The sequence below is a fragment of the Planomonospora parontospora genome (assembly GCA_014647935.1).
GTDB lineage: Bacteria > Actinomycetota > Actinomycetes > Streptosporangiales > Streptosporangiaceae > Planomonospora > Planomonospora parontospora.
The window spans coordinates 72364-98311 of record BMQD01000012.1 but is presented as its reverse complement, the minus strand read 5'-3'; the positions used below and the strand labels follow the sequence as shown (position 1 = coordinate 98311).

General features: G+C 68.1%; 24 protein-coding genes and 1 tRNA gene. 5 read left to right on the top strand and 20 right to left on the bottom strand.

All coding sequences use genetic code 11. The features are described from left to right. Position 1 precedes the first annotated feature (1 nt). From IEZ07_RS19685 to IEZ07_RS19665, 5 genes are all read right to left on the bottom strand, one after another. A complete protein-coding gene (locus IEZ07_RS19685; protein ID WP_191896076.1) occupies positions 2-604 on the bottom strand; it encodes a TorD/DmsD family molecular chaperone in 603 nt (200 codons plus the stop codon). Next, a complete protein-coding gene (locus tag IEZ07_RS19680) occupies positions 601-3090 on the bottom strand; it encodes a molybdopterin-containing oxidoreductase family protein (RefSeq protein WP_191896075.1) in 2490 nt (829 codons plus the stop codon). The genes IEZ07_RS19685 and IEZ07_RS19680 overlap by 4 nt, the downstream gene beginning before the upstream one ends. Positions 3091-3172: 82 nt before the next feature. Continuing rightward, positions 3173-4075, bottom strand: a complete 903-nt coding sequence (nrfD, locus tag IEZ07_RS19675) for an NrfD/PsrC family molybdoenzyme membrane anchor subunit (protein ID WP_191896074.1) — start codon at positions 4073-4075, stop codon at positions 3173-3175. Further along, on the bottom strand, positions 4072-4689 hold the full coding sequence (locus IEZ07_RS19670) for a 4Fe-4S dicluster domain-containing protein (protein WP_191896073.1): 618 nt from the start codon (positions 4687-4689) through the stop codon (positions 4072-4074). The genes nrfD and IEZ07_RS19670 overlap by 4 nt, the downstream gene beginning before the upstream one ends. 478 nt (positions 4690-5167) lie before the next feature. Further along, the gene (locus tag IEZ07_RS19665; protein WP_204054472.1) at positions 5168-5452 is read right to left on the bottom strand and encodes a YciI family protein; all 285 of its coding nucleotides are present in this window, start codon (positions 5450-5452) and stop codon (positions 5168-5170) included. 473 nt (positions 5453-5925) lie between these two features. Between IEZ07_RS19665 and IEZ07_RS19660 the strand changes: the two genes are divergently transcribed. Beyond that, complete coding sequence (locus tag IEZ07_RS19660; protein ID WP_204054473.1) at positions 5926-7107, top strand: aminotransferase class V-fold PLP-dependent enzyme; 1182 nt, start codon at positions 5926-5928, stop codon at positions 7105-7107. 59 nt (positions 7108-7166) lie between these two features. On the opposite strand, the gene IEZ07_RS19655 is transcribed toward IEZ07_RS19660, so the two are convergent. Genes IEZ07_RS19655 through IEZ07_RS19630 form a run of 6 tightly spaced genes read right to left on the bottom strand, consistent with a single transcriptional unit; the run spans position 7167 to position 12715 of the window. After that, positions 7167-7517: a DsrE/DsrF/TusD sulfur relay family protein gene (locus tag IEZ07_RS19655; protein WP_189238857.1), complete on the bottom strand. Its 351-nt coding sequence runs from the start codon at positions 7515-7517 to the stop codon at positions 7167-7169. Next, positions 7514-8386 carry a phosphonate ABC transporter, permease protein PhnE gene (phnE, locus tag IEZ07_RS19650; protein ID WP_191896071.1) on the bottom strand — a complete coding sequence of 291 codons (873 nt, stop codon included), beginning with the start codon at positions 8384-8386 and terminating at the stop codon, positions 7514-7516. The genes IEZ07_RS19655 and phnE overlap by 4 nt, the downstream gene beginning before the upstream one ends. Continuing rightward, complete coding sequence (locus IEZ07_RS19645) at positions 8383-9153, bottom strand: phosphonate ABC transporter ATP-binding protein (protein WP_191896070.1); 771 nt, start codon at positions 9151-9153, stop codon at positions 8383-8385. The genes phnE and IEZ07_RS19645 overlap by 4 nt, the downstream gene beginning before the upstream one ends. After that, positions 9150-10061: a phosphate/phosphite/phosphonate ABC transporter substrate-binding protein gene (gene phnD, locus IEZ07_RS19640; protein ID WP_191896069.1), complete on the bottom strand. Its 912-nt coding sequence runs from the start codon at positions 10059-10061 to the stop codon at positions 9150-9152. The genes IEZ07_RS19645 and phnD overlap by 4 nt, the downstream gene beginning before the upstream one ends. After that, a complete protein-coding gene (locus IEZ07_RS19635) occupies positions 10058-11290 on the bottom strand; it encodes an acyl-CoA dehydrogenase family protein (RefSeq protein WP_191896068.1) in 1233 nt (410 codons plus the stop codon). Before IEZ07_RS19635 ends, phnD begins: the two co-directional genes overlap by 4 nt. Before the next feature lie 54 nt (positions 11291-11344). Continuing rightward, positions 11345-12715 (bottom strand): DHA2 family efflux MFS transporter permease subunit, encoded by a 1371-nt coding sequence (locus IEZ07_RS19630; RefSeq protein ID WP_239320271.1) that lies wholly within the window; start codon positions 12713-12715, stop codon positions 11345-11347. Here IEZ07_RS19630 and IEZ07_RS19625 point away from each other — a divergent pair. Then, positions 12714-12872, top strand: coding sequence for a hypothetical protein (locus IEZ07_RS19625; protein ID WP_191896223.1), 159 nt, complete (start codon positions 12714-12716; stop codon positions 12870-12872). The two genes, IEZ07_RS19630 and IEZ07_RS19625, sit on opposite strands and share 2 nt — an antisense overlap. 127 nt (positions 12873-12999) lie before the next feature. Here IEZ07_RS19625 and IEZ07_RS19620 read toward each other — a convergent pair whose 3' ends face one another. The 4 genes from IEZ07_RS19620 to IEZ07_RS19605 are packed head-to-tail and all read right to left on the bottom strand — an operon-like array spanning position 13000 to position 16273. Then, on the bottom strand, positions 13000-14286 hold the full coding sequence (locus IEZ07_RS19620) for an ABC1 kinase family protein (RefSeq protein ID WP_191896066.1): 1287 nt from the start codon (positions 14284-14286) through the stop codon (positions 13000-13002). Between the two features lie 2 nt (positions 14287-14288). After that, positions 14289-15023: a hypothetical protein gene (locus tag IEZ07_RS19615; RefSeq protein WP_191896065.1), complete on the bottom strand. Its 735-nt coding sequence runs from the start codon at positions 15021-15023 to the stop codon at positions 14289-14291. 11 nt (positions 15024-15034) lie between these two features. After that, on the bottom strand, positions 15035-15772 hold the full coding sequence (locus IEZ07_RS19610; RefSeq protein ID WP_191896064.1) for a DUF6073 family protein: 738 nt from the start codon (positions 15770-15772) through the stop codon (positions 15035-15037). A 57-nt stretch (positions 15773-15829) separates the two neighbouring features. Beyond that, a complete protein-coding gene (locus tag IEZ07_RS19605; RefSeq protein ID WP_191896063.1) occupies positions 15830-16273 on the bottom strand; it encodes a hypothetical protein in 444 nt (147 codons plus the stop codon). 317 nt (positions 16274-16590) lie between these two features. On the opposite strand from IEZ07_RS19605, the gene IEZ07_RS19600 reads away from it, so the two are divergent. Further along, positions 16591-16682, top strand: a tRNA-OTHER gene (locus IEZ07_RS19600). A 43-nt stretch (positions 16683-16725) separates the two neighbouring features. Further along, on the top strand, positions 16726-18489 hold the full coding sequence (selB, locus tag IEZ07_RS19595) for a selenocysteine-specific translation elongation factor (RefSeq protein WP_191896062.1): 1764 nt from the start codon (positions 16726-16728) through the stop codon (positions 18487-18489). Between the two features lie 145 nt (positions 18490-18634). Here the strand turns inward: selB and selA are convergent, their stop codons facing one another. The 4 genes from selA to IEZ07_RS19575 form a co-directional block, all read right to left on the bottom strand. Then, on the bottom strand, positions 18635-19990 hold the full coding sequence (selA, locus tag IEZ07_RS19590; protein ID WP_204054474.1) for an L-seryl-tRNA(Sec) selenium transferase: 1356 nt from the start codon (positions 19988-19990) through the stop codon (positions 18635-18637). Between the two features lie 64 nt (positions 19991-20054). Beyond that, a complete protein-coding gene (gene selD, locus IEZ07_RS19585) occupies positions 20055-21128 on the bottom strand; it encodes a selenide, water dikinase SelD (protein WP_191896061.1) in 1074 nt (357 codons plus the stop codon). Between the two features lie 93 nt (positions 21129-21221). Next, a complete protein-coding gene (locus tag IEZ07_RS19580) occupies positions 21222-21773 on the bottom strand; it encodes a carboxymuconolactone decarboxylase family protein (protein WP_191896060.1) in 552 nt (183 codons plus the stop codon). Positions 21774-22093: 320 nt separating this feature from the next. Beyond that, on the bottom strand, positions 22094-22780 hold the full coding sequence (locus IEZ07_RS19575; RefSeq protein WP_191896059.1) for a winged helix-turn-helix transcriptional regulator: 687 nt from the start codon (positions 22778-22780) through the stop codon (positions 22094-22096). Between the two features lie 112 nt (positions 22781-22892). Here IEZ07_RS19575 and IEZ07_RS19570 point away from each other — a divergent pair, with 112 nt between their 5' ends. Then, positions 22893-23462, top strand: a complete 570-nt coding sequence (locus tag IEZ07_RS19570) for a carboxymuconolactone decarboxylase family protein (protein ID WP_191896058.1) — start codon at positions 22893-22895, stop codon at positions 23460-23462. A gap of 93 nt (positions 23463-23555) precedes the next feature. On the opposite strand, the gene IEZ07_RS19565 is transcribed toward IEZ07_RS19570, so the two are convergent. Continuing rightward, positions 23556-25826 carry an ATP-dependent Clp protease ATP-binding subunit gene (locus tag IEZ07_RS19565; RefSeq protein ID WP_191896057.1) on the bottom strand — a complete coding sequence of 757 codons (2271 nt, stop codon included), beginning with the start codon at positions 25824-25826 and terminating at the stop codon, positions 23556-23558. Positions 25827-25948: the final 122 nt, after the last annotated feature.

Below are 25948 nucleotides of genomic sequence, written 5' to 3'. Positions count from 1 at the left end.
TTCACTGCTCCAGCATCAACCGCGCAGTGAAACCCGCGACGCCCCCGTACGGCTCGAGACGAGCGGTCACATGTAGATCATTGAGAAAGGACGGAGCCCAGGCGAGAAGATGGTCGTCCATCAGCCGACGAACCGCATCCCGCGCCCGCCCTCGTGCCGACGTTCCAGCGGATGGCTCCGCGCATACATCCAGCAGGTGATGCAATACGGCGAGACCGATCGCGAGATGGTCGCATGCCAGCAGGGGGTAGGCCGTCGGGATCACGGCCTCGACGTGATGGTGTTCCATGAACATCTTGATGCGATGCTCCGCGCGCCCCCCGATCACCGCCTCGCCCCGGTAGACCGACTCATAGGGCAGGCAGACCGGGCGCGGCCCCACGAACAACCGGCAGTACTCGGCTGAGAGCGCCTGGAGAGCTTCGTCCTCCCCCAGCGAGCGTGTTTCCGCTCCGATCAGGAGGGTCTCGGAAGCAGTCGCCTGGGTGTCGGCGGCAAGGAGCGTCCGGTAGAGCGGGCGATCGATCTCCTTGCCGAGCAGCCGAGACATCAGGAGGAACACGTCACGGCCCATGATCAGGGTTTGCAGCTCCGGGTCTTTCACGCTCGGTCCTCGATCTTCCGGATGCTGACGATCGTGTCGTGGTAGGCCTGCTGGCCCGAGACCGGGTCGGGATAGATCGGCAGGATGTCGTTCTGGGGCACGCTGAGGGATCCCGCCCACCAGACCTGGTCGGCGTCCCTGTCCGGCCTCGGCTCGTGTCCGGGCAGGCCGGCACGGTCGCGGCCGTTGGTGGCCACCGGGCCGCCCGTCGTACGACCGGCGTTGTGCGATATGGCGATCACTGAGGGGTGGACGCCTTCGGTGACGTGGACGCGGGTGTGCAGGGTCCCGAACCGGGAGCCGTCTCCCCTGGGCACCTGATCGTCACGCGGGCGGAAGCTCGTCACCTCGATCCAGTCTCCGTGCCGCAGCCCCAGCCGGTCCGCGGTGGCGGTGTTGATCCAGGCGGGGTTGGTGTGGACGATCTCCTGGAGCCATTTGGACTGCATGGTCCGATGGGCGTTGTGCACGTTCCACTTGAAACTGATCATGATGAGCTGGTCCTCGGCGAGTTCCCCTCGGTGAGCGGGAATCTGCTCGTAGACCGGGAGCGGGGAGATCGTCTTGTCGGCTTCGCTCCCCTTGTCCGCCACGAACTGGCTGTGAACTTCGAGCTTGCGAGACGGAGTGGAGAATCCCCGCCGGGCCACACCGCCGATCATGATCCCGATCGCCTGCCGCTCCCCCGTCTTCGGGTCCGTTCCGTTGTAGATGATCCCGGTCTTCTCATCGGTCTCGCTGCCGCGCAGTTCCTGCTCGCTGAGGACCCGCTCATAAGGGGCGTAGTTGGGAGTCTTGGCCGGGTCCTGCCAGACCCCTGCCGTCCGCATGTGCGCGAACCCGCCCGGAACCGGGCGGAAGTACTCCTCGAAGTACTCCTGTTCGGTTCGCCAGGGGAAGTAGCGCTCGATGCCGCCGCCTATGCGGCGGGCCAGTTCCGGGAAGATCTCGCGCAGGTCCTTCGACTCCCCCAGAGGGCCGACCACGGGTTGCCGCAGCCCGACGTAGTCGACGAGCCCTTGTGGCGGCCGGGAGTCGATGTCCCACCGTTCGAGATAGGTCGTCCAGGGCAGCACGATGTCGGCGAGGTTCGATGTCTCGGAGGGCATGACGTCGATGCATACGTGAAAGGGAACGAGTTCCTCGTCCGCCAGTACCTCCCGGACCAGGCTGGCCTCCGGCCATGACCATGCCTGATCGCAGTTGTAGGTCATGAGGGCCGAGATCCGCTGCCGGCGCTCTTTGATCCACAGGTAGACGATCTCACCGACCCGCATCTTGTTGTTCTGCCAGGCATTGGCCAACGGCCAGTCCTTGGCTTCCGCGATCAGGCTCCGGGCGGTGGGTTTGTCGGGGACGGGAGCGGGCTCGGGTATCTGCTTCTTGTCCCAGGCGCTCTGGGGATGCCAGCACCAGCCGCCGACTCTGCCCATGTTGCCGACCAGGGCATTGAGCACAGTGATCGCGCGGTCGTTGTAGAAGCCGTTGCGGTGGGCGGCCGATCCTCGGTTGCAGATCGTGGTGCACCGCGGCGCCGCTTCGGCGAACTCCCGGGCGATACGCCGGATGCTCTCGGCAGGAACGCCGCTCTCGGCTTCCGCGCGTTCCGGCGTGTACTGCCGGACATGCCGGGCGTAGTCGTAAGCGGAGTAGTTCGACCATGTGTCGAACCACTCCTTGTCCCACAACCGTTCGGTGCAGATGACGTTCGCCATGGCCAGAGCGATCAGGCCGTCGGTCCCCGGCTTGACGCAGAACCATTCGTCGGACAGCGCGGCGGTGTTGGACAGCCTCGCGTCGAACGTGACGATCTTCGCGTTGTTGCGCTCGCGGGCACGCATCATGCGGATGGCCACGGGGATGTGCCCCTGGTGGGCTTCGGCCCAGTTGCAGCCGAAGTTGAGGATGTAGCGGCTGTTTTCGAAGTCTCCCAGGTCCCAGTCGGAATCCCCGATCGTGGCGAGGATGGCGGCCCTGCGGTTGAGGGAGCAGAGGGCGCGGTGGTTGAACGCCGAAGGGGTGCCGAAGGCGTTGAGGAACCGGCTGACGATGTCGGATGAGCGGTTGCGGCCCTGCTGGAAGGCGAATTCCTCTGGGCGGCCACTCTGCCTGATGACACGCAGCCGATCGGCGATCTCCGTGTACGCCTCTTCCCAGGAGATGCGTCGCCACCGTCCCTCGCCTCGCTTGCCCACGCGCTTGAGCGGGTGAAGCAGGCGGTTGGGGTCGTACAGGATGGAAGGGCCGGCCACGCCTTTGGCGCAGATCGAGCCTTGGCTGTTGGGATCGGCGGGGTTGCCTTCGATGGTGAGGAGCCGGCCGTCCCGTACGTTGGCGATGATGCCGCAGGCGGTGGTGCACATCTGGCACATGGAGGGGATCTTGCGCACTGCACCGACGGTCTTCCCCGGGTCGACCGAGACATCGCCGACAGGACCGATGATCTCTATGGCTCCCAGCCCGGCTGCCGCCGCACCGGTGACCATTCCTATCCGCAGGAGGTCACGGCGGGTCAGCATCCACGAGGAGCCTGCAGGGCGGTGATGCTCGATTGACACGATCGATTCCTCACTGACCGACGGCGAAGAGCAGGTATCGGGTCGCCGCGGCACCGGCCAGCACCGCGACGGCACTCACGAAGACGGCCTTTCGGTGAGTACGGAAGAACAGCAGTCCCACCGCGGGAACGGCGATGCCGCCCGCCACCACGACGCCCCAGAACATCGCGGCCGACCCTCCGGTGAGGACCTCCCCGGCCAGAAGCCGGTCCGGCGCTCTTCCCGCCAGCGAGAGCATCTCGAACAGCAGCGTGACGGCGAAGCATCCGAGCAGGAGGAGCAACGCCCGACGACCGGCGTGGAGGAGTTCTCGTGTGCCGGGAACGGTGCCCAGCACGGAGACGGTGAGGAGAACCGCCGCCGCTCCCATGAGCAGCGCCGTGATGAGGAAGATCAGCGCTGAGCCGCTGCTGTCGGCCAGCGGTGAGGCCCACGATCGCGACAGCAGGGAAGCAGGGTAGACGGCGAGGGCGAAGCTGATGAAGACGACGACCCAGGCCAGGACAGAGCCGGTCTTCCTGCCTGCCGCCATCGGCTCCGCCGCATTCGCGGATCGCCGGCCGCGCTCGAATCCGTAGATGAGGACGGCGAGCAGGAACATCTTGGCGGCGATGAGCTTGGCTCCGACAGCGAGGGGGGAACCGAGATTGTCGAAACGAGTGATCATCGAGTAGAAGCGCTCAGGGCGTCCCAGGTCGAAGATCAGGAGCACACTGATGAGAGCGAGTGCCCCCATCGCCCCCCACGCTCCGTAACGGTCGATTGCCGCCGCCTCCGAGAGGCGTTGTCGCCCCAGCCACCACGTCGTCAGCGTCACACCGCTGGGAAGGCCGACGAGGACGACGTAGGACGCCAGGAGCGGGCCCCACGCCGCCTCGGGGAGAGGAGCCTGGGCAGGGTGCGGCACCGTCATGCCCTCTCGCCCGGCAGGTCGACCGACTGATCCACCTGCACTCCCGCGTCGGCGATCAGGCTGAGCGCGTTTCTCGGGTCGATGTAGAGCACGCGAGGTCGTGTGCCCTCGCTTTCCTTCCAGACGGCGACGTCGTTCGCGGCCGCTTTCTTCGCGATCGCGCTGTCGGCGTCGTCCAGGTCCCCGAAGATCCGGCAGTTGGTGGGACACGCGTCGACGCACGCCGGTTGCCGTCCCTCCGCCGTGCGATGCGTGCAGAAGGTGCACTTCTGCGCAGCGCCCTTGTCGACGTCGACGTAGATGGCACCGTACGGGCAGGCCGACATGCATGCCCTGTTGAGATTGCAGTCGCCCTCTTCGATGGTGACCTCGCCGTCCTCGAGACGCACCACCGCCCCGGTCGGGCAGGCGTTGAGGCAGGGGGCGTCCTCGCAGTGATTGCACAGCACCGGGATGAAGTGCCGGGTGGCCTGCGGGTAGGAGCCGTGCTCGACGTATTTCACGGTGTCCCTGAAGACGCCGAGGGGGACGTCGAATTCCGCCTTACAGGCCACGGAGCAGGCGTGGCAGCCGATGCAGGTGTTCAGGTCGACGAGCATGCCGAGACGAGCCATGAAAGGTCTCCATCAGGGGAAGCGGATTCCGTGGACGACCACTCGGAATCAGCGGTCGTTCAGCTCGCAATGGACGATACGGTCCGTAATTATCCGAAATTTCCTGTTTGTCGGAAAGGGTACATAGGGAGCGTATGTCGCCTCTTCCGTTAGCGTCAACTGTCAGAAGGTTCGGCAGTTCGCGATATGGACCGATCCCCGCTGGAGCCCGGTGGGGCCGGGTGATTCAACGATGAGCCGAACCGGCCGGATGGTCCGCCGGATGCAGGTCTCCCGCTCGGTCGACCATCGGCACGGCGAAAGCCGCGCAGCGACCGGCACCCGTTCCCCGAGGCGAGGGTTCACAGTTGGCGCAGTCCACGGCATGAAGACGGCCGCCCCGGCCACCGACTTCGAACTGCTCGCAGTGGTCGGGATGGGAAAGACGTGCGCCGGGCCGGTATCCCGATGATCCGCCTCGGCCGTTCCGCCCGATCTCTCATCTGACGGGACGGACCTCGACCGTCGCGGCACCCGGCCAGGTGCGCAACATGGTGAGGACTTCGTCGAGGTCGGCGGCGTCGACTTCGATGTAACCGCTGACCGCCTCCCGGTCTTCGCAGAACGGGCCGTCGATCACACGGAGCCCTTCTTCGGTCCCCCGGCGCACCGTCGTGGCGGTTTCGATGGACTTCAGCCGACGGAACGTTGTGATCTTGCTCGCGTGGGCCGCGAACCAGCGGTCGACCTTCTCGAACTGCAGGTCCTGCTCGTCATCACCCATCGCCTCCCACCTCCTTCCGGCCTGCTCTGCGTCACGGAACACAAGGGCGTATCGCATGTGAGCACCTCCATCTAAGAGACGAACGACAAACACCGCATTTCGACAGATGAAGCGATCGGGTTCGAGCCTCAGCATCGATGCGTAAGGCAGGCAATCACCATAAAGGAGACAAATCACTTACTTCAGATATATATAGTCAAATGATACGCTTCAGAAAAATATAGTCTCCTGGCGCTGATCGCCGTGGAGGCGAGTGCACAGGAGGCGTTGTGACAGACCGGAATGTTCAAGCCACTTCGTGCGACGAACGTGGCACGGCCGGAAACGGAGTCGACCGGCGAGGGCTCCTGCTCGGCGGAGCGCTCGCCGGCGCCGGCCTGCTCTCGGCAGGCTGCTCGTCGGCGACGGCCGACACACCGACACGCGAAGCGCGAGCGCAGACACCGCGCCTGAACCCGCGCAGCTGGGAGTCGGTGCGCGCCCAATTCCCCCTCACCCGGCGCTACGCCCACTTCTCCGCGTTCATGCTGGCCTCCCACCCCGCGCCCGTCACCGCGGCGATCAAACACTTCCGCGACGGCCTGGACACCCATCCTCAGCAGTACGGGCTCGGGATGGCGGACTTCCAGTACAGCGACGCGGTCAGGAAGGCCCTGGCCGGCTACGTCGGCGCGAAGCCGGAGGAGATAGCGCTCACCGACAGCACGACGATGGGGATCGGGCTGGTCTACCGCGGCCTGCGGCTCCGGGCCGGTGACGAGGTCGTGACGACCGAGCACGAGTTCTACTCCACCCACGAGTCCCTGCGCCTGCGGGCGCAGGCCGACGGCGTGGTGGTCCGCACGATCAAGCTCTACGACGCCCCGGCGGCCGTCTCCGCCGACGAGCTCGTGAACCGGATCCGGGCCGCGATCACCTCCCGGACCCGGGCCGTGGCGGTGAGCTGGGTGTACTCGAGCACCGGGGTGAAGCTACCGGTCAAGCAGGTGGCCGCGGCCATAGCCGAGATCAACGCGAGACGCGACGAAGCAGACCGCGTGCTCCTCTGCGTCGACGGCGTGCACGGGTTCGCCGCCGAGAACGCGACGATGCAGGACCTGGGATGCGACTTCTTCATGACCGGCACCCACAAATGGCTGTTCGGTCCTCGAGGAACGGGCTTCGTGTGGGGCCGGCCCGAAGCCTGGGCCCGGTTCCAGCCGGTGGTGCCGAGCTTCTCGATGCCCGCGTTCACCGGATGGCTGACAGACCAGCCGCCGAAGGGCGCGCCGGGAGACCTGGCGACCCCCGGCGGCTACCACTCCTTCGAGCACCGCTGGGCGCTGGCGAAGGCGGTGGAGTTCCACCGGTCCATCGGCCTGGACCGCATCGCGGCACGGGTCCGGTCTCAAGCCGACCAGCTCAAGGAAGGGCTCGCCGGACTGGCTCACGTGCGCCTCGTCACGCCGCGCTCCGCCGAGCTGTCCGCAGGAATCATCTGCTGCGCCGTGCAGGGCCTGGAGCCCGAGGCGGTCGTCCAGAAGCTCGCGGCCGAGCACCGCATCTCGGCCGCCGAGACGCCCTACCGCGAGTCCTTCGTCAGATTCGGCCCCAGCATCGTCACCAGCCCCCAGGAAGTCGAGCGCGCGATCCGCGCGATGGCCGCTCTGGCCTGAGCGCGCACCGGCCGGGCGGGCCTCCCCGAGGTCCCCCGGCCGGTGTCACTTCGCCGCCGTCAGACGCTGATGGTCCTATCCGCCCAGGTGGTCCACTGCGCCAGCTCCTTCATCGAGGAGCGGTGCGTTCCCACCGCCACGCTCTCCTCGCTGATGCCGCGCGCGTCCAGGCACGCGCCGCAGCAGCCGACTTCGGCCTCCTTGCCCACCAGGCCCCGGATCATGCTCGCGACGTTGTAGTAGCCGTTGGGAGTCTTGTGCCCGGCCGTCGCGGAGACCACGGCGTCACCGAACAGGAAGACCTTCACCTCGTTACCGTCTTCCTCCAGCATCTGCCTGGCCCAGCGGATGCCGTTGTAGGTCCGCTCACTGCCGTACGGCGGCTCATGCAGGACGAATAGGAACTTCATCTGGTGCTCCTTCCGAGGAGTGATCGAAGCGGGCGTGACGCGGTGTCGGTCACGCGCCCGGACGCCGCGCCCAGACGGCTCCGGAAGATCTTGGATATCCGGTCGACCCCGATGACGAGGATCACCACCGATGCCACCAAGGTGGCCAGTTCCTGGTAGCGGAACAGGTGCAGCGCGACTCCGAGCGCCTGCCCGATCCCTCCGGCTCCGACGAAGCCGATCACCACTGAGCTGCGGATGTTGCACTCCCACTGGTAGAGCACCTGGGAGGCGAGATGAGCGCGGCTCTGCGGGATGACGGCGAGCAGAGCCGTGGTCAGACGGGAGCCTCCGGTGAGCCGCATGGTCTCCACCGGAGCGGGGTCCACCGCCTCCAACTGCTCCGAGCAGAGCTTGGCCAGTACTCCGGCGGAGTGCAGGCTGATCGCGTAGACGCCGGCCGCCGGCCCCAAGCCGACCGTCGCCACGAACAGCAGCGCCCACAGAAGTTCGTGGACACTGCGCAGCATGGTGGCGATTCCCCTCGCGATGGCCGACAGCCAGCGGGGGGCTTGGACGTTGCCGGCCATCACGACGGCCAGAGGCAGGCCGATCACGGCTCCGAACACGAGCGCCGCCACGGATATCTGTACGGTCTCCGCCATCGCGGTGGCGACCCGGCTGAGCAGTTCGGCGTCGAGATCGGGAGGGAAGAGCCCCGATACCAGCTGAGCGGCCCCGGCTCTGCCCTCGATCAGGGAGGCCAGGCCGATACCGGTCCCGGAAAAGGACCAGACCACGACCGCGGTGATCACCACGGCCAGGATCCAGCGCAGGGGTCTCCAGGCGGTTCGGGACTGCCAGGCGAGGAGCTGGTCGTTCGATGTCATGTCAGCATCCCCTCAGGTGCGAACCTGCCGTAGATGCGCTCCACCTCTTCGGCGTCCGGCGGCTTGCCGTCGAAAACGATCTTCCCGTCCCGCAGGGCCACCACCCGCTCGAAGTTCCTGGCCACACCGAGGTCGTGCGTGGTCGCCAGGAGGGTCGCGCCGGACCGCTGAAGGTGGTCGAGCGCGACGGCCGTGCGGACCGGGTCCAGGCCGGAGGTGCACTCGTCCGCGAGGATGAGGCGGGGGCGGGTGAGCAGTGCCCGGGCGAGAGCCACTCGCTGCCGTTCTCCGCCGGACAGCCTCTCGACTCTCGCCGCGAGCAGCGGCTCGATCTCGTGCCGGTGGGCGAGTTCGCGCAACCGCCCGGCGAACCGCCGCGGAACGGCGCCCACGAGTACGGCCGCCCACTCCGTGAGCCTCCACTCGTAGGCGGCCGCGGCGAGGATGTTGGTGCGGGCGGTCAGTCCGTTGACCAGGTCGTCGCGCTGGCGCACGCAGCCGATGGACCGCCTCACCCGGGTCAGGTCGGCGCGGGAGCCGAGGGGGTCGATCCCGTCGGCTCTCACCGTCCCGCGTGAGGGGATGACGGCTCCCACGACCACGCGCAACAAGGTCGTCTTGCCGGCTCCCGAGGGGCCGAGCAGGGCCACCTGCTCTCCGGGTGCCACACTGAGACTCACACCGCCGAGCACGGGGCGGTCGCCGAATCCGACATGGACGCCGGACAGCTCCAGGTCCATCGCCCGGCTCTTCTCCTCTGCGGTCATGGAGCCGTCAGGAGGCCGAGGTCGGTCGCCTGCTTGCGGACGTCGGCGTAATCGGCGGCCGACACCTTCACGTAGGCCTTGGCGCGCATGAGATCCAAGAGCTTGGGATCGGACATCGCGGTGAACGCGTTGATCACGGCATCGCGGGTTTCACCGGTCAGATCCGGGCCGGCGACCCACGGGTAGCCCATCACTTCGCGGGTCTCCACGACTTTGAGTGCTCCCTTCGGAACGCTGCCCTGCTTTTCGAGACGGTGCAGGATCCGCAACTCGATGCCCCCTGCGTCGACGCTGCCGGAGGCCACCGCCTGCGCCGTCGCGTCATGCCCGCCGGTGAAGGCGACCGAGGCGAGCGGCGGGCACGCGGTGAGGTCACCGGTCTGGCAGCGTGCGCCGGCGTCGACGAGCATGACGCGGGGGTAGAGGCTGCCGGAGGTGGAACTGACGTCTCCGAACGCGAACTTCCCCCCGGCGGCCACGACGTCCTTGGCCGACCGGAAGGAGGCGTCCGCCTTGGCCACGATCGCCGACAGGTATTCGGGGGTCCCGGTCTCCTGGTCGACCTCGGTGACGAGCGGCGTGACCTTCGTCTGGGCCTCCGCCTGGACGTAGGTCAGCCCGCCCAGGTAGGCGATGTCCAGCTTCTTGCCCGCCAGGGCGGAGACGACGCCGGCGTAGTTGGTCGCGACGAAGAGTTCGACGTCGGTCTTCAACCGGTCGGCGAGGTACTTGCGGAAGGGTTCGTAGTGGGCGCGCTGCGTCTCGGGTGAGATGTTGGGGATGATCCCGACGCGAAGCGTGCCCGGAGAGCCGTGAGCATGGGTCGCGCCTCCCGCCGAGCACCCGGTGGACATCAACGCCAGGGCGGAGAGCACGGCCAGCGCCGCCCGCCATGCCGTCGCCGTCATCGGGTGCGCCCCTCGGCGCCGGCCGGGGGCATCCCCGGCATCTGCGGAGCGGCGACGGGCGCGACGGCGATGCCCAGCGAGCTCGCGCCGATCAATTCCTTTCCGGTGCGGTTGTTGATGGGCATGACCAGCCCCGCCTGGACGTCGCGCCACATGCGTTCGAAGGGCTGGCCCCGCATGTAGGCCGCTCCGCCCACGACGTCGAGGAGGCGCGTCATGATGGCGGCGGCGTTGTTCGTGCAGACGTTCTTCACGAAGGCGCAGCGGCTCAGCCCTTCCTGCACCGTCAGCTGGTCGATGAGGCGGTGGCTGGACACCTCGGCGGCGTGGCGCTCCAGTACGCTCCGGTTCACCTCCAGCATGATCTCCACGTCCGCGACGGCGTCCTGGATCCGGGGATCGTTTTCGAGGCCTTTGCGACGGATCTGTCCCAGGGTCCATTCCAGTGCGCCCGCGGCGATGCCCGTGTACACGGCGCCGAAGCTGGGGGCGGTCCAGCAGATGATGGTCTCCAGGACCTGGGCGTCGAAGTGGCCGACCGGTATCGACTGGACGACGCCGTGTTCCGGCACGAACATCCCGTCGAAGACGACATCGTTGCTCTGCGTGGCCCGCATGCCCAGCGTGTCCCAGGTCTGCTCGATCGAGACGCCCGGCGCGGAGGGGTCCGCCAGCAGGATCAGCAGGCGGGGGCCGTTGTCGGGGTCGTCGTACCTGGCCGTCGTGGCCCACAGGGAGGCGACGGCGCTGTTGGTGCCGAAATTCTTGCGGCCGGTGATCCGGTAGCCGCCCTCGACGCGGGTCGCGGTGGTCTTGGCGTCGACGAAGAGGTTGGAGGTGCCCATCTCGCTGGCGATCGCCGCCAGTACCAGCCGATCCTGCCCGGCCAGCTGCAGCACCTGGGCGAGGGGCGGTGCGCCGGTGCGCCGCCAGGTCAACGCCCACGAACCGAGCGGGGCGACGTGCATGGCGTAGGACAGGGCGGTGGCGCCGTCGGCGCTCGCGAGCCGTTCGAGCACCAGCAGCATCTCCTCCTGGCCCGCGCCGAGACCGCCCAGTTCCTCGGGCACCGTCAGCCGCAGAAGCCCGGCGTCGCGCAGATCACCGTAGTTGTCGAAGGGGAAGGTGTTCTCGCGGTCGTGGAGGGCCGCGCGTTCGGTGAACGCGGGAAGCACCTTGTCTGCCAGCGCGAGGAACCTTTGCTGGCGTTCGTCAAGGCAGCGGCGCATGTCGATCTCCTCGGAACTCGATGAGATTGGGTGGGACGTGGGGCGATCAGCGGTTCATGGGGCCAGGGACGTCATCTGCGGGGACGGGGAACGGGAAGGGCGTGACCTGAGCAGCAGGCAGGCCAGTGCCGCCAGCAGCGCCACGGCGGCGAGGGTGATCAGAGCAGGGCGCGCCGCCGCCGTGAAGGCACCGGCGAGGACCGCGTCCGCCCCTTCGTGCCGTCCGCTCGCCACCGTCTCGCGGACGGCGGACCCGGTCTGGAGGATCACACCCACGAGCGTCACGCCGAGCAGGCCGGCGAGCTGCCGCCCGGTGTTGAGCACGCCGGAGGCGGCGGGCACGAGAGATGCGGGCAGGCCGCGGACGGCCTCGGTGCTCGCCGGTGCCATCACCAGCCCTACGCCGGCTCCGACGAGGGCCGAGGGCAGTGCGAGTCCGAGGACGGGGACCGACGGTGAGATCAGGAGGGCGAACCAGGCGACGCCGGCCGCCATCGCAGCGAAACCGGCCATGATGATCCGGCCGCCGCCCACCCGGTCGGTCAGCCATCCCGCCAAGGGCGAGAGCAGTCCCGCCATGACCGCCATGGGCAGCAGGATCAGACCGGCGTCGATCGCGCTGCCCGCCTGGGCCCTCTGGACGTGCAGGGTGATGACCAGCATCAGTCCGAGCATCACGACGAACTGGACGCAGGCGAGCCAGCCCGCCACGACGAAGGACCGATACCGGAACAGGCCGAGCGGCAGGACAGGGGCCGCATGCCTGTGCTCCCACCAGGCGAACGCGCACAGAAGCAGAAGGCCTGCGGTGAGGACCGACGGAATGGTGACGGGTCCGGCGACCGTGCCCCACCCGTACCGCTCCCCCTCCACGAGACCGTAGGTGATCGCGCCCAGCCCTGCCGTCACCAGTGCGACGCCGCCCCAGTCCAAGCTCTGGTGATGATCGGGCCGCATGCCGGGCACGTACCGCAGGGCCATGGCCAGGGCCAGGAGGCAGATCGGCACGTTGATGAGAAACGCCCAGCGCCAGCCCCACGCGGTGATGATCGCCCCTCCTCCGACAGGGCCGACGATCGCCGCCAGCGCCATGGTGGCGCTGACCACTCCCAAAGCCGCCCCGCGGCGGTTCTCCGGGAACATCAGGGCGACCAGGGTCAGGCTCTGGGGAACGATCATCGCTCCGCCGATTCCCTGCGCGACGCGGGCGATGATGAGCTGCTCCGGTGAGGTGGCCAGGCCGCAGGCGAAGGAGGCCGATCCGAACAGGAGGAGGCCGGCGATCAGCAGGGGCCGCGGGCCCACGATGCCACCCGCCCGGCCGGCCGTGATGAGGAGCGCGGCGTACACCAGGACGAATCCGTTGACGACCCACAGCACCTGCTCCAAGCTGGCACCCAGTCCCCGCATCAGATCGGGAACCATGACCTGGATGATCGTTGTGTCCACCATGACCACGAAAGCGATCAAACAGAGAGCCGCCACCGGAAACCCGATATTTGGTTTTTTATCCAGTGAAGGCTGGGTAGACATGCGAAACTCCCAGATCATGGGGATCGGGTTTTGGCGGGAAGAAATCTGATATCCAGAAAACGATCGATAACTTTATAAAAGTATAGTTATCGTCCCTTTTCCTCCTTAACATGTCAAGAGCGGATCGAGTTGACACCGCCAGCAAGATCGCCTGTCCGGTGTGCGGTGCCTCGACGTCACGTCGAGGCCTCCAGGGCGTCCGTCAGCAGTCCCTGCATGACGTACGGAGCGGCCTCGAGCTGGAAGTCCATCGCGGGATGGAACCTGCGCACCGTCCCCTCCAAGGACAGCAGGCACAGCAGGGGGAAGACGAACTCCGGCTCGGCGAAGAGCCGGTGCCGCCGCTGCAGCTCGAAGAGCTGCACCGCGAAAGCCGCCAGATCGAAGTCCCGCGCCAGAGCGCCCGCATTCCGCACGACGAGCCCGGCCACATCACTGCGGAATCGTCCGACGTCCGCATTCTTTTCGACGCGGCGCACCGTGGACAGCAGGATCTCAGCGCAGGATTCGCCGTCCCCTTGAATCATTCCGGCGAAGAAGCGCGTGAAGCTGGTCCGCGCCATATCGCTCATCCGGAAAACGAAGCCGGCGTCGAGGATCACCACCTTCCCGTCGCGGCGGAAGTACACGTTGCCCTGATGCAGGTCGACGTGGATGAATCCCTCGACGAAGAGCATGTGATAGACGGCTCTTACCAGGGCCGCCACGCCCGCCTCCCGAGCCTCGGAGGGGAGACGGCCGATCAGCGAACGGTCGAGGCCGTCGATGAACTCCATGGTGACGACCCCATCGGCGCAGGCGGCGGCGTACGGCTCGGGGACCACGGTCCCGGGCACCTCCGCCAGGACCGAACGCAGACGGCGGAGGTTCACCGCCTCCCTGGAGAAGTCCAGCTGCCCGATGAGGCAGTCGCCCATCTGCCCGGCGATGTCGGCCAGGGGAACCCGGCGGAGGGCCGGGACGCGTTCGGCGATACGGGCCATGAACCGGAACATCGCGATGTCGGCCGCGAACGTTCGGGCGATGTCCGGACGCCGCACCTTGATCGCTGCAGGACCGCCGTCCAGATCCACCCGGTAGACGCATGCGATCGACCCGCTGGCCACCGGTGGCCGGGTCAGGGCCCGCCGGAATCCCAGCGGCAGCTCATCGAAGGCCGACTGCGCGGCCCGCAGAGCCTGCGATGAACTCATCGGCTCGACACGGTCGTGCAACCGGCCGAGCGCCTCGGCCATCTGCTCCCCCACCAGATCGACCCGCGTCGCCAGCAGCTGGCCCGCTTTCAGGAACGCGCCGCCGAGCCGCTCGGGCAGCCGGGCGGCTTCGGCGGCCAGCCGCTCACCCCGGTGTTCCCGGGGTGACACGGCCGCGATCAGCAGCAGGCGGGAAAGCGTGCGGAAGCCGTGGACGATCAGGTGCAGCGTGCGCCGGCACAACAGCCACGGCGAAGGCCGACTCTGCATGGTCACTCCTGCCAGGTACGCAACCGCTGCTCCACCGCGTCGCGGAGCGACTGCGGCTCGGCATCGAACGCCTCGTGGGATATCGGCAGCGCCGGACTCGTACGGATGAAGTCCGTACGGTGGCCGCTTTGCGATCTCGCCACGCTGAGCCGCCTGGGCAGCCAGTCCTCTTCGGCGCTCCCCTGCTCCACCACCTCCCAGCGTCTGACCTCCTGATCGCCGTGGTGGACCGTCCGGCAGACCACCAGGCCCTGGCGCGGCGTGACCAGCTCGCTCACCCCCAGCCCGGCCGGACCGGTGTAACACCGCACCACGGTACGGCCCGGCGTCCCGGAAGCCGGAGACACGCCCGGATCGGTTGAGACGAGGCGGAGGGCGGGGTGCGGCCACGCCATGAGGTCGAGGTAGCCGATGTCGGTGAGCGGCAGGCAGTCGAATACGAGCCGGTCCACCACCTGGACCGGCTTTCTCATCGTGGGGAGGTAGGTGTGGATCCGGCAGGCCGGAAGGTCGGGGTCCTCGTCGATCCACACGTACGTGCCGGAGAGGACATCGGGTTTCAGCACGAAGAGCGCGGTCACGGCGCTCACGCGACCTGCAGAGCCCGAGAAGCGGCGTGCGAACACGTACCGCATCGGGTTCTGCCCGATGGTCGCCTCGACGCTGAAGGCGTAGGACGCGAGCCGGCCCGCGCGGAAGTTCGCCCGAGCCGGCCCGGCAACACGCACGTCACTCATCGCCTTGGCGCCTAGGCGAGCACTCTGGCGAGCTCGGCCGGCACCACCGCGCTGGCGATCGGGACGTGGTGGAGCAACGCCCCGATCTCGATGTCGGCGGCGATCAACTCACCGACGCGACGGCCTTCGCCGTCGTACAGCGTGTAGGACTTGGATGTGCGCGACACGTCCCCGATCGGCGGGACCATCGCGACCCGCGACTCCAGACGGACCACCTGGTCGCCGGTGTCAACGGTCGTGCCGAGCTGCTCTACCTCGAACCGAGGATAGATCATGGTGATACAGTCCTTGATCGGCATCACCGAGCCGTCGTCGGGCGCGGGACTCGGCTTGACCCGCGCTCCTTCCGCCTTGCCGGGCGAGTTCGACACCTTGACCTGCCCGAAGATCTCGCTGTGTCCGGTCACCTGAAGCGACAGGAACTGCGCGGTGATCGTGGAGCTGGCCCAGTCGAGAGCGGTGCCCTCGGCTGCGTGGGGGTCGTGGCGACGATAGATCGCCATGCCGTGGAGGTCGACGATGTCCTCACCGAGTCCGTCGATGCGCACGTGGATGCGCTCGCGGACGGTGAAGGACTCGAGGGCCGACGGTGTCAGCGTGTACGGGCGGATCGGGTACAGGTTGCCCGGTCCTCCCCACGCGGACTCGTGACCCTTGACAACCTCCGCCGGCGAGAGCGTCGCGCCGTCGATGCCGGACGCGATGCCCCTGTCGAGGAGCTGTCTGAGGATTCCCTGTGGTTCGCTCACAGTTCAACCTTTCGAGTGAGAGCGATGGAGCGTGGTCGCCTTCAGTGCGGCACCCGCTTAGTCGGCGAGTGACGCCATGAGGGCATCGAGCGAGTCGATGACGTGCGCGAAGTCGACTGTCCGCTCACGGATCTTGGTCTGGTCGACCGTCCGGTCGCCCAGTTCGATCGCGAGCACCTCGATCAGGCGATCGAGGTTGTTGTAGGCGATGCTCACCGGGAAGTGCTGGAGCGGCGTCGCGAAGCGGGGGTCGGCCGGGGGAGCACCGGACTCCAGAACCCCCGTGGATCCGCTCGTCTCGCGCCATGCGCGCTCGACCGTGAGGTCGTAGGCGTGAAACGGGCCGAGGTAGTGCGGCTTCCAGCGGCGACGCAGCTCGTTCGCGGAAATCCTCCTTTCCAGGTAGTCCACCGCCGCGGGGACGAACTGCTCCCGGTAGTCGGCGAGCAGGGGGCGAACGTCCGGAGACGCTGTCGACAGCTGGCTGTCAGCGATGGTCATCTCTCTCTCCCAACCTGGGCTCTTGGCTGATCAGGACGCCTCTAGAGCGGAGCCGACCGGCTCCTGTCCGCTCGAGCCGCCGGACCCGGCGAAGCACCGGCTCGCAATGCCGAGCCTCAACACACTCATAGTGGACTACTTTAAACTCATATAGTCAATACCTAGAGCGCGGCAACCCTACACAACCCTTCATGGCGATCCGTCATCAACAAATTCCCTTTTGAATAGGGACATCAGAGACCTTGCCGCTTCAGAGCGGGAAGATCTTGATCCTCGGATCATTGACATTCGGCTACAGATATCGTTAGTTAGCTCTTGGAGGCGTTGGGTGCCTGGTGGCCCTCCCGGTCTACAAAACCGATGGGGCGGCGTTGACGTCGCTGGCGGGTTCGATTCCCGTTCGCCTCCGCTACAGATCGTCGCGTCATTCCTCAAGCGATGGGAAAGTGCGCATGCACGTAGTCGCGACCGCAGGGCACGTCGACCACGGCAAGTCCACGCTCGTACGGGCTCTGACCGGCATAGAGCCGGACCGGTGGGCGGAGGAACGCCGGCGCGGCATGACCATCGACCTGGGTTTCGCATGGACGGCGCTGCCCTCGGGCCGGGAACTCGCCTTCGTCGACGTTCCCGGCCACGAGCGCTTCGTGAGCAACATGCTCGCCGGTATCGGCCCGGTGCCCGCCGTCATGATGGTGGTCGCCGCGGACGAGGGCTGGATGCCGCAGTCGGCTGAGCATCTCGCCGTGATCGACGCGTTGGGGCTCGGCCACGGACTGCTCGTCGTCACCCGATGCGATCGCGAGGACCCCGAGCTCGCCATCGAGGAGGCCCAGTCCGAGATCACCCAGACCTGCCTCGGCCGGGTGGAGGCCGTCGCCGTCAGCGGCAAGACCGGTGAAGGCATCGGCGACCTGGTCAAAGCGCTGGAGCGGCTCGTCGACTCCCTTCCTCCCCCATCGGCCGACGGGCCCGTCCGGCTGTGGATCGACCGTGCCTTCACCATCAAGGGCATGGGCACGGTCGTCACCGGTACGCTGCCCAGCGGCACTGTGACGATCGGCGACGAACTGGTCCTGATCCCCTCCGGTCGTCGAGTACGGGTCCGCGGCCTGGAGTCGCTGAAGAGGCGGGTCGATTCCGTCTCCGGCGTCGCCCGCGTGGCGATGAACCTCAAGGGCGTCGAGCTGGGCGATGTCGCACGGGGCATGGCGCTCGTGACTCCGGACAGGTGGAACAGCACGAAGACGCTCGACGTGCGGCTGCGCGGCGCGACCGCGGGAGAGCTGGCACGGGAGTGCATCCTGCACATGGGCTCGGCTGCGACAGCGGTGCGGGTGCGCAGGCTCGGCACGGACACGGCACGGCTGACGCTCTCTGCTCCCCTGCCTCTCCGCGTGGGCGATCGCGCCATCATCCGAGAACCGGGATCCCGGCGCGTCGCAGGACTCACCGTGCTCGACGTGCGGCCACCCTCGCTCAGCCGCCGTGGTGCCGCCGCAGCCGCCGCCCGTGAACTGGCCGGCTGGCCCGACCCGCCCACCGGGGGCGTGCTGCTGCGCAGGCACGGGTTCCTCACACAGGACGACCTGACCGTCATGGGCTGCGAGCCCGCCGGCCAGAGAGTGTCCGGTGACTGGCTGGTGGACGCGGAGCACTGGAAATCGCTGGGCGCCGAGCTGCCCCGAGCCGTGAGCGAGTACGCCGAGCGCAACCCGCTCACTCCGGGACTTCCCGTCGAATCCGCCAGGCAACTGCTGCAGTTGCCCGACCGGCGCCTGGTGGAGGCCCTGATACGGCCTCCCCTGCAGCTGAAGGCCAACCGGATCCACAAGACGGCCGCCGCACCCGAGCTCCCCGCCCCGGTCGCCGCGGCGGTGCGCCGCCTGGAGGAGGAACTGAAGAGCACGCCCTTCAGGGCGCCGGAGGCCGGCCGTCTCGCGGAACTGGGCCTGCACTCCAAAGCGGTGATCGCCGCAGCGCGAGCGGGTGCGCTCATCAGGCTCGCCGAGGGCGTCGTCCTGCCTGTCAGCGCAGAGGACCGTGCCGTGCAGATCCTCAGCCGGATCTCGCAGCCCTTCACCGCGAGCGAGGCCAGAAGCGCCCTCGACACCTCCCGGCGCGTCGTCATCCCGCTGCTCGAGTACCTGGACGGCCGAGGCCACACCGTACGGGTGGACTCCAGCACCCGCAGGATGAGAGCACCCGGCGACTAGCCCCGCCGGCCGACGTACTCTGCAGCTGACGACCAAGCCCACCTGCGCGGACATCGCATCCGGACGGTGATTTCGGAGAAGAGCGACCAGCGGCCGCCGATCGGGATGCGGACGACGGCCCTTCCGGGATCTCACCCGGTCCGTGTCAGGCGTCGGCCGTCAGCGCGTCCCGCAGAATCCGCAGCAGCCGCCCGTCCTCCTCCGGAGGCACCGTGCGAAGGTCCACCAGGACACGCCCCTTCTCCGCGCGTGCGATGACGGGCGGATCCGCAGCGCGGAGTCCGGCCACGAACGCCGTCTCGCTCATGGGCTGAGGGTCGATCTCGACGAGCACGCTCGGCAGGCGCTCTCCCGGCAGGCTGCCGCCTCCCACGACACCCGCGCCTTCGCGTAAGGAGGCGGCCCGGCCGAGCCCGTCCGCCATCTGCTCGGCGCGGATCCGGAGGTCCTGCGGGGACAGGTTGAGCATCCGCCATATCGGGAGTTCCTCCAGCCGGCCCGACAGATGAGACAGCAGGGTCGCCTCCAGGGCGGCGAGGGTCAGCTTGTCGATGCGCACCGCGCGTGCCACGGGATGGCGAGCCAGCCGCTGCACGAGATCGGAACGTCCCACGATGAGTCCCGCCTGAGGGCCGCCGAAGAGTTTGTCGCCGGAGAAGACCGCCAGGTCCACCTCGGCTCTGAGACTGTCCTCGAGCGTGGGTTCGTCCCCCATCTGCCCGTGCAGGAGGCCTGAGCCGATGTCGTGCAGGAGCGGGACACCGGTCTTCCTGGCCAGGTCGACGAGATCGGTCAGCGGCGGCTGGGCGGTGAACCCCTCGATGCGGTAGTTGGACGGGTGGACCACCATCAGCAGGGCCGTTCGCTCGCTGATCGCGTCGACGTAGTCGGACAGGTGCGTCCGGTTGGTCGAACCCACTTCGACGAGTTTCACCCCGGCGGCCTCCATGATGGCCGGGATGCGGAACTCCCCTCCGATCTCGACCAGCTCGCCCCGGGATACGACGACCTCCCGGTCACGTGCCAGGGCGTTCAGCGCGAGCAGCAGCGCCGCGGCGGCGTTGTTGACCGCGAGGCAGGCAGGGGCACCCGTGAGTTCCCGGAGGAGCAGGTTGGCGGTGGTCCCCCGCTTCCCGCGCCCTCCGGTCTGCAGGTCGAACTCCACGGTGGAGTAGCCCGCCGCGGCGGTGACGGCCTCGCGTGCCGCGTCCGACAGCGGTGCCCGGCCGAGGTTGGTGTGCAGCACCACTCCGGTGGCGTTGATGACCGCGCGGATCCGCCCCGAGGTGAGCGCGGTGACTGAGGTCGTCACCGTCTGCGCGATGTCGTCCAGCGAGGGCAGGGGCTGCCCCTCGGCCAGGCCCTCGCGTGCGAGGTCCAGCGCCCGTCTGGCCACCTCCGCCACGAGTGGCCGCCCGCAGAGGTGCATCTGCTCAGTGATCCAGGGGTGTGCGAGGACGACGTCCATCTTGGGCAGGGCGCGACGCGGGTCGCCGTTCATCGCCTTCACCTCCGGCCGGGCCGAAACCATCTTGATCTTGATCTGTCGGTCCGCTGGAGAACCGCTAGGATTCCGCGGCCGCTCGTACGGTGATGCGGCCGGCTGGACCGCCGACGATCCTCCCGACCGTCACCGCGGGAACCCCGCGCCGGTACAGGTGGTCCATGAGATCGCCCGCCGGTGCGGGCGCGGCGATGAGTAGGCCGCCTGATGTCTGGGCGTCGTGGAGGAGGACGGAGACCTCGTCGTCGAGCGACGGGTCGATCCGCACCCAGCGCGTCAGGAAGTCCATGTTCGCCCGGGTGCCGCCCGACACGAATCCCTTCCCGGCGAGTTCCCGGGCGTCCGGCAGGAAGGGCACGCGGTCGGCGTCCACCTCGGCCGCGACTCCACTGGCCGTCAGCATCCTGCGGAGATGCCCCAGGAGGCCGAATCCGGTCACGTCGGTGGCGGCCCGCGCCCCGGCTTCGATCGCGGCCTCGCTCGCAGCGGCGTTGAGCGACGTCATCGACTTCACGGCCTCGGCCACGGCGGCGGGGTCGGCGGCGTCGTGTTTCAGCGCCGTGACCACGACCCCCGTCCCGATCGGTTTGGTCAGGATCAGCTGATCACCGACGTTCGCCTGGTCGATGGTGAGCAGGCGTGCGGGATCGGCCATTCCCAGCACGGCCATGCCGTACTTGGGGACCGGATCGGCGATCGTGTGTCCGCCGACGACCGCGCATCCGGCCGAGTCCGCGACGGCCGCAGCGCCTTTCATGACCTGGGCGAGCATTCCGATGGGCAGGTCGTCACCGGGCCAGGCCGCCAGATTGAGCGCGAGGATCGGCCGGCCTCCCATGGCGTAGACGTCGGACAGGGCGTTCGCCGCCGCGATGCGGCCCCAGTCGTAAGGGTCGTCCACGATGGGGGTGAAGAAGTCCGTGGTCAGGATCAGCGCCTGCGTGTCGTTCAGCCGCAGGACCGCGGCGTCGTCGCCTTCGGGGAGCCCGACGAGAAGCTCGGTGCCGGACGCCGGAGTCATCGGACCGAACCCGTTCATCAGCTGCTCGAGGGAGGACTGGGGGAGCTTGCAGGCACAGCCGGCGCCGGGTGACAGAGAGGTGAGGCGGACGGCGTACCGAGTCGTTTCGGTCATCGCACTCCCTTCCAGGTGCTCATCACGGGTTCGGGCGGCCGGGGCCGCTCGGCTGCACGGACGGCAGGCCGAGCGACCGCCGCGAGATCGGCGCTAGTGGCCGGTCGCGCACATCCGGTAGCCGTCGTTGATGATCATCTGGGCCATTCCCGCGTAGGCGGCGGGGTCGGTGGGAACGATGGCGGCCAGGCCGTCGCAGTAGCGGTTGAACATGCAGAAGGCCGCTGCGATGAGGACCGTGTCGTGGATCTCCGTGTCGGTGGCGCCGGCCTGGCGAGCGGTGTCCACCATCGCCTCGGTGACCTCGTGCCCGCCGCGCTGCGTGGCGCCGGCGATCGCGAGCAGCGCCTTGAGCTTCGGCGAGACCGGAGCGCTGTCGAGGTCGTTGATGGCCTTGTCCACCAAGGTCCGTCCGCCGTCCATCTGGGCGGCGCTGACCTCGGAGTGGGTGGAGCTGCAGAAGGTGCAGTTGTTCAGAACCGAGACGTAGGCGGCGATGAGCTCCCGCTCGCCCCGGCTGAGCGAATGGGGGTTGCGCAGGAGCACCTCGGCGAGCTCGCCCAGGGGGCGGCCCGTCTCGGGACGGTACTGGAACAGGCCAGGGGTTCCAGGAGCGAGCTCAGGGGGCATGGCGATGTGCGGCATGGTCTCTCCTACGGAGGTGGGTGCAGGACCCTCGGAGCCGCCGTAGCCGACCGTGAAACGGCGTCGCAGCGCTTACCAGCAGATTCTTCTCACGACGTCTACTACGGGGCGGTTTTGTACCAGCTCCCCAAAGTAGACAACTTTAGAGATATATAGTCAAGCGTTGCACCGTGGACGAGATGCGGGTTCAATGGACACGAAGCCGAACCGGTCAGCACAGGAAGAACCAGGGCCGACATGGACTCAGGCCTTCACCTGCCCGAAAGCGAAGCCACGGCCGCCCCGGAGCAGTCCTATGCCATTGAGAAGTCGTGCGCCTCTCAGCGCGCACCGGCGGCGCTGAGGGGCACCCCCCCTGCCGCGGGGATCAGCCCGAGCAGCACACTGGACCGCATGATGGCGTCCGGATCACCCGAAAGCGTGAGCCTTCCCGAGGCAAGGGCCTCGAAAGGCCCCAGCCGCTTCGCCCCGATCTCGACGAAGGTCCTGGCGTCGGTCCGGGCCACCATCGAGCACGGACCGGTGGCCGGGCCCTCGATGGCGCGCGGGACGCCCTGGTCGACGCTGATGTGGAACACGACGTCGTCAACATGAAATTCGTATACCTCGTCGACATCGGACGCCCGGTCGGGGTCGATCATGGCCTGGACGGCCAGGAACCCCCAGTGCGGCCGCACCTCCTGGCCGTCATCCGGTGCGCCCAGGAACGACATCCCCCAGCGGGCCAGCATCAGGACGGGCTCCCGGAGCTGCCGGCCGAACTCGGTCAGCTCGTAGCCCTGGTCCCTGGACGCGGGCTTGGTGAGCACGCCCATCTCGACGAGGCTTTTGAGCCGCTCGGCGAGGAGGTTGGTGCCGATGCCGGGCAGCTCGGCGAGAAGCTCGCCGTACCGCCGGGGCCCCAGGAGCAGCTCGCGGATGATGAGCAGCGTCCAGCGCTCGCCCACGACGTCGAGGGCCGACGCCAGGCCGCAGTACTGACCGTAGTTCCGGCGAACGTGGCTCATGCCGACCTCCTCGTCTTCCCTCTACTTTAATTCTAGATAGTGTTTGAATGCAACCCTCCAATTCCTACCGGGAGCGGATATGACTCAAGCGCCTGGTGTACGGGTGCCCGTGGTGAGCGAGACGGCCGCGACGGGCGCCACCGCCGCCCTGTACGGGGAGATGCGGGCCCATTTCGGTTTCGGTCTCGTGCCCGACGTCTTCAAGCTGGTGAGCACCCGCCCGAGCTATCTGAAGGTCTTCTGGGACGGATACCGGTCGGTTTTCGACGAGGGTTTCCTGGATCGCGGGGTCAAGGAGCTCATCGCCGCCTTCGTGGCGCGGGAGGTCTCCTGTGGCTACTGCGTGGAGGCCCATGTCCTCTTCCTGGACATGATCGGTGCCGATCCTCGTCTGGCAGCCTGCCTGGAGATCTCCGACATCGACGACATGCCCGTTCCTGCGGCCACCCGGGAGCTGCTCCGGCTTGCCCGCCGGATCACTCACGAGGCGTACCGCACGGGCCAGGCCGATTTCGACCGGCTCAAGGAGTCCGGGTGGGATGATGAGCAGATCCTGGAGGCGATCTGGACCGCATGCCAGTTCAACTGGGTGACGCGCATGGTCGACGCGGCCGGGCTGGTGGCCTTGGGGCAGCTCGCCGAGCCGGGGCCGGCCGGCAGCGCTCCCGGGGCGGGAGGATAGGGCCAGAGGCGGGCCCGGTGCGCTCCCGCCCGGGCGAGGATTCAGGGTACCGGCCACCGAAGCGCCGTCACAGAGCCCGCGGCGGCATGCCGCTCACCCGTCCGCGGTGAACGTGAGAGTAGATCGGTCTCCTCCTGCGGCGTCCACGACCACTGTCCGGCCGGTTCGTAGGCGATCCGTCAGGATCAGCTCCGACAGGGGGTCGTCGAGCTTCCGCTGCACGGTCCGGCGCAGCGGGCGGGCTCCCAGCGCGGGATCGTGGCACCACTGTGCCAGCAGGCGGCGGGCGGCGGCCGTCACCTCCAAGGTGACGCCCCTGCCTTCGCGGAGCCGCCTGTCCAGCCGGGCGATCTCGAGGTCGACGATCGCGGTCATGTCCGCCGCCGTCAACGGACCGAACACCACGACCTCGTCCATACGGTTGAGGAACTCCGGACGCAGGTGTCCTTTCAGCTCGCTGTCGACGAGGGAACGCATCCAGCCGCCTTCGGTGTCGTGAGCGAATCCCGTCGGCACGCCGGAGGCGATGCCCTGGGCGCCGAGGTTGGCGGTCATGATGAGGACGGCGTTGCCGAAGTCGGCGGTACGGCCCTGTCCGTCGGTGAGCCGCCCTTCCTCCAGGATGTGCAGGAGCACATCGAGCACGTCGGGATGCGCCTTGTCCATGTCGTCGAACAGGACCACGGAGAAAGGCCTCCGCCGCACCTGCCCGGTGAGCTGACCGCCGTCGTCGTGGCCCAGGTATCCGGGCGGCGCGCCGTACAGCCGCACCGCCGAGTGCTTCTCCCCGTATTCGCTCATGTCGATCCGGATCAGCGCGTCGTCGTCACCGAAGAGGAAGCCGGCCAGAGCCCTCGCCAGTTCTGTCTTCCCCACGCCCGGGGGGCCGGTGAAGAGGAAGGATCCCACCGGTCGGCTCGGATCGGCGATCCCCGCCCTGGACCGGCGGATCGCGCGTGCCAGCACCCTGATGGCGGCGTCCTGCCCGATCACTCTCCCTCGTAGCTCGTTCTCCATCTCCCGCAGACGCGTGGTCTCCTCGGCGGTCAGCCGGGAAAGGGGGATTCCGGTACCGGCCGCCACCACTTCTGCCACGAGCGCCCCGGTGACCGGAACCGGAATTCCGTCTTGGGACGGACCGGCCAGGGAGCGGATCCGCGCCAGCGCCCCGGCCTCGTCCAGAGCGTCGATGGCCTTGTCCGGCAGGAACCGGGCGGTGACGTAGCGGTCGGTCAGGTGAACCGCGGCCGCCAAGGCGTCATCGGTGAACGTCACGCCATGATGCGCCTCGTAGTGGTCGCGCAGCCCTTTGAGGATCGCGATCGTGGCCGCGGGAGTGGGGGGATCCAGGCGGATCGGCTGGAATCTGCGTTCCAGCGCACGGTCCTTCTCGATGTGCCGGCGGTACTCCTCCGGTGTGGTGGCGCCGATCGTGCGCAGTTCGCCGCGGGCCAGCATCGGCTTCACGATCGCGGCGGCGTCCAGGGCGCCGTCCGCTCCGCCGGCGCCGACGAGGGTGTGCAGCTCATCGATGAACAGGACGATGTTCCCGTCGGCCGCGGCCTCCTGGACGACGGTCCGCAGGCGTTCTTCGAAGTCACCCCGGTATCGGGTGCCCGCGACCAGCGAGCCGAGGTCGAGCGCGTACAGACGTTTGTCCTTGAGTTCGTCCGGTACCTCGCCGTTCACGATCCGCTGCGCCACGGCCTCCACGAGCGCGCTCTTCCCCACTCCGGGTTCTCCCAGCAGGACGGGGTTGTTCTTCGTGCGGCGCAGGAGCACCTGCAGCAGCCGGTCCAGTTCGGCGCCGCGTCCGATCACCGGGTCCAGTTCCCCCGCCCGGGCGGCCTCGGTCAGATTGCGGCCGAAGCGTTCCAGCAGGAGGTCGGCGGGCCTGATCGGGCCTGCGACGGCATGGACCGCCTGGGGGGCCTGGTCGAGCAGGATCTCGAGGATGCGCTCGCGGATGTGGGCCGGATCGGCCCCCATGCCGGACAGCACCTGGACGGCGGCGTCCTCCTCGACGGCGAGCATGCCGAGCAGGATGTGCTCGGTGTCGACATGGTCACGGCCGAGCCTTCGGGCCTCGGCCGATGACCTGTCGAGCAACTCGACCGTGCGGGCGCTCAGCGGGATCCGGCCGGCCGAAGACTGCTGGCCGCGTCCCACGATCTTCTCCACCTGCTGGTGCACGGTGTCGAGCTCGATGTGCAGGTCCTTCAGCAACGTGCCCGCCAGCCCGTCGGTCTGGACCAGGCCGAGGAGGATGTGCTCGGTTCCGATGGCATTGTGGTTGAACATCCTGGCCTCCTCCTGGGCCAGGACGAGAACCTGCCGGACGCGACCGCTGAGCTGGTCCACCATCTTCGCTCCTCGTTCGAGCCCCGAGGGCGGCGTGGGCCCGGGCTCCCGGATTCCGGCGAACGTATGCGGCGGGATGCCGAGTGACGCCGGCCGTCACCGCAGAACACGTGAGGCGCTCGCGG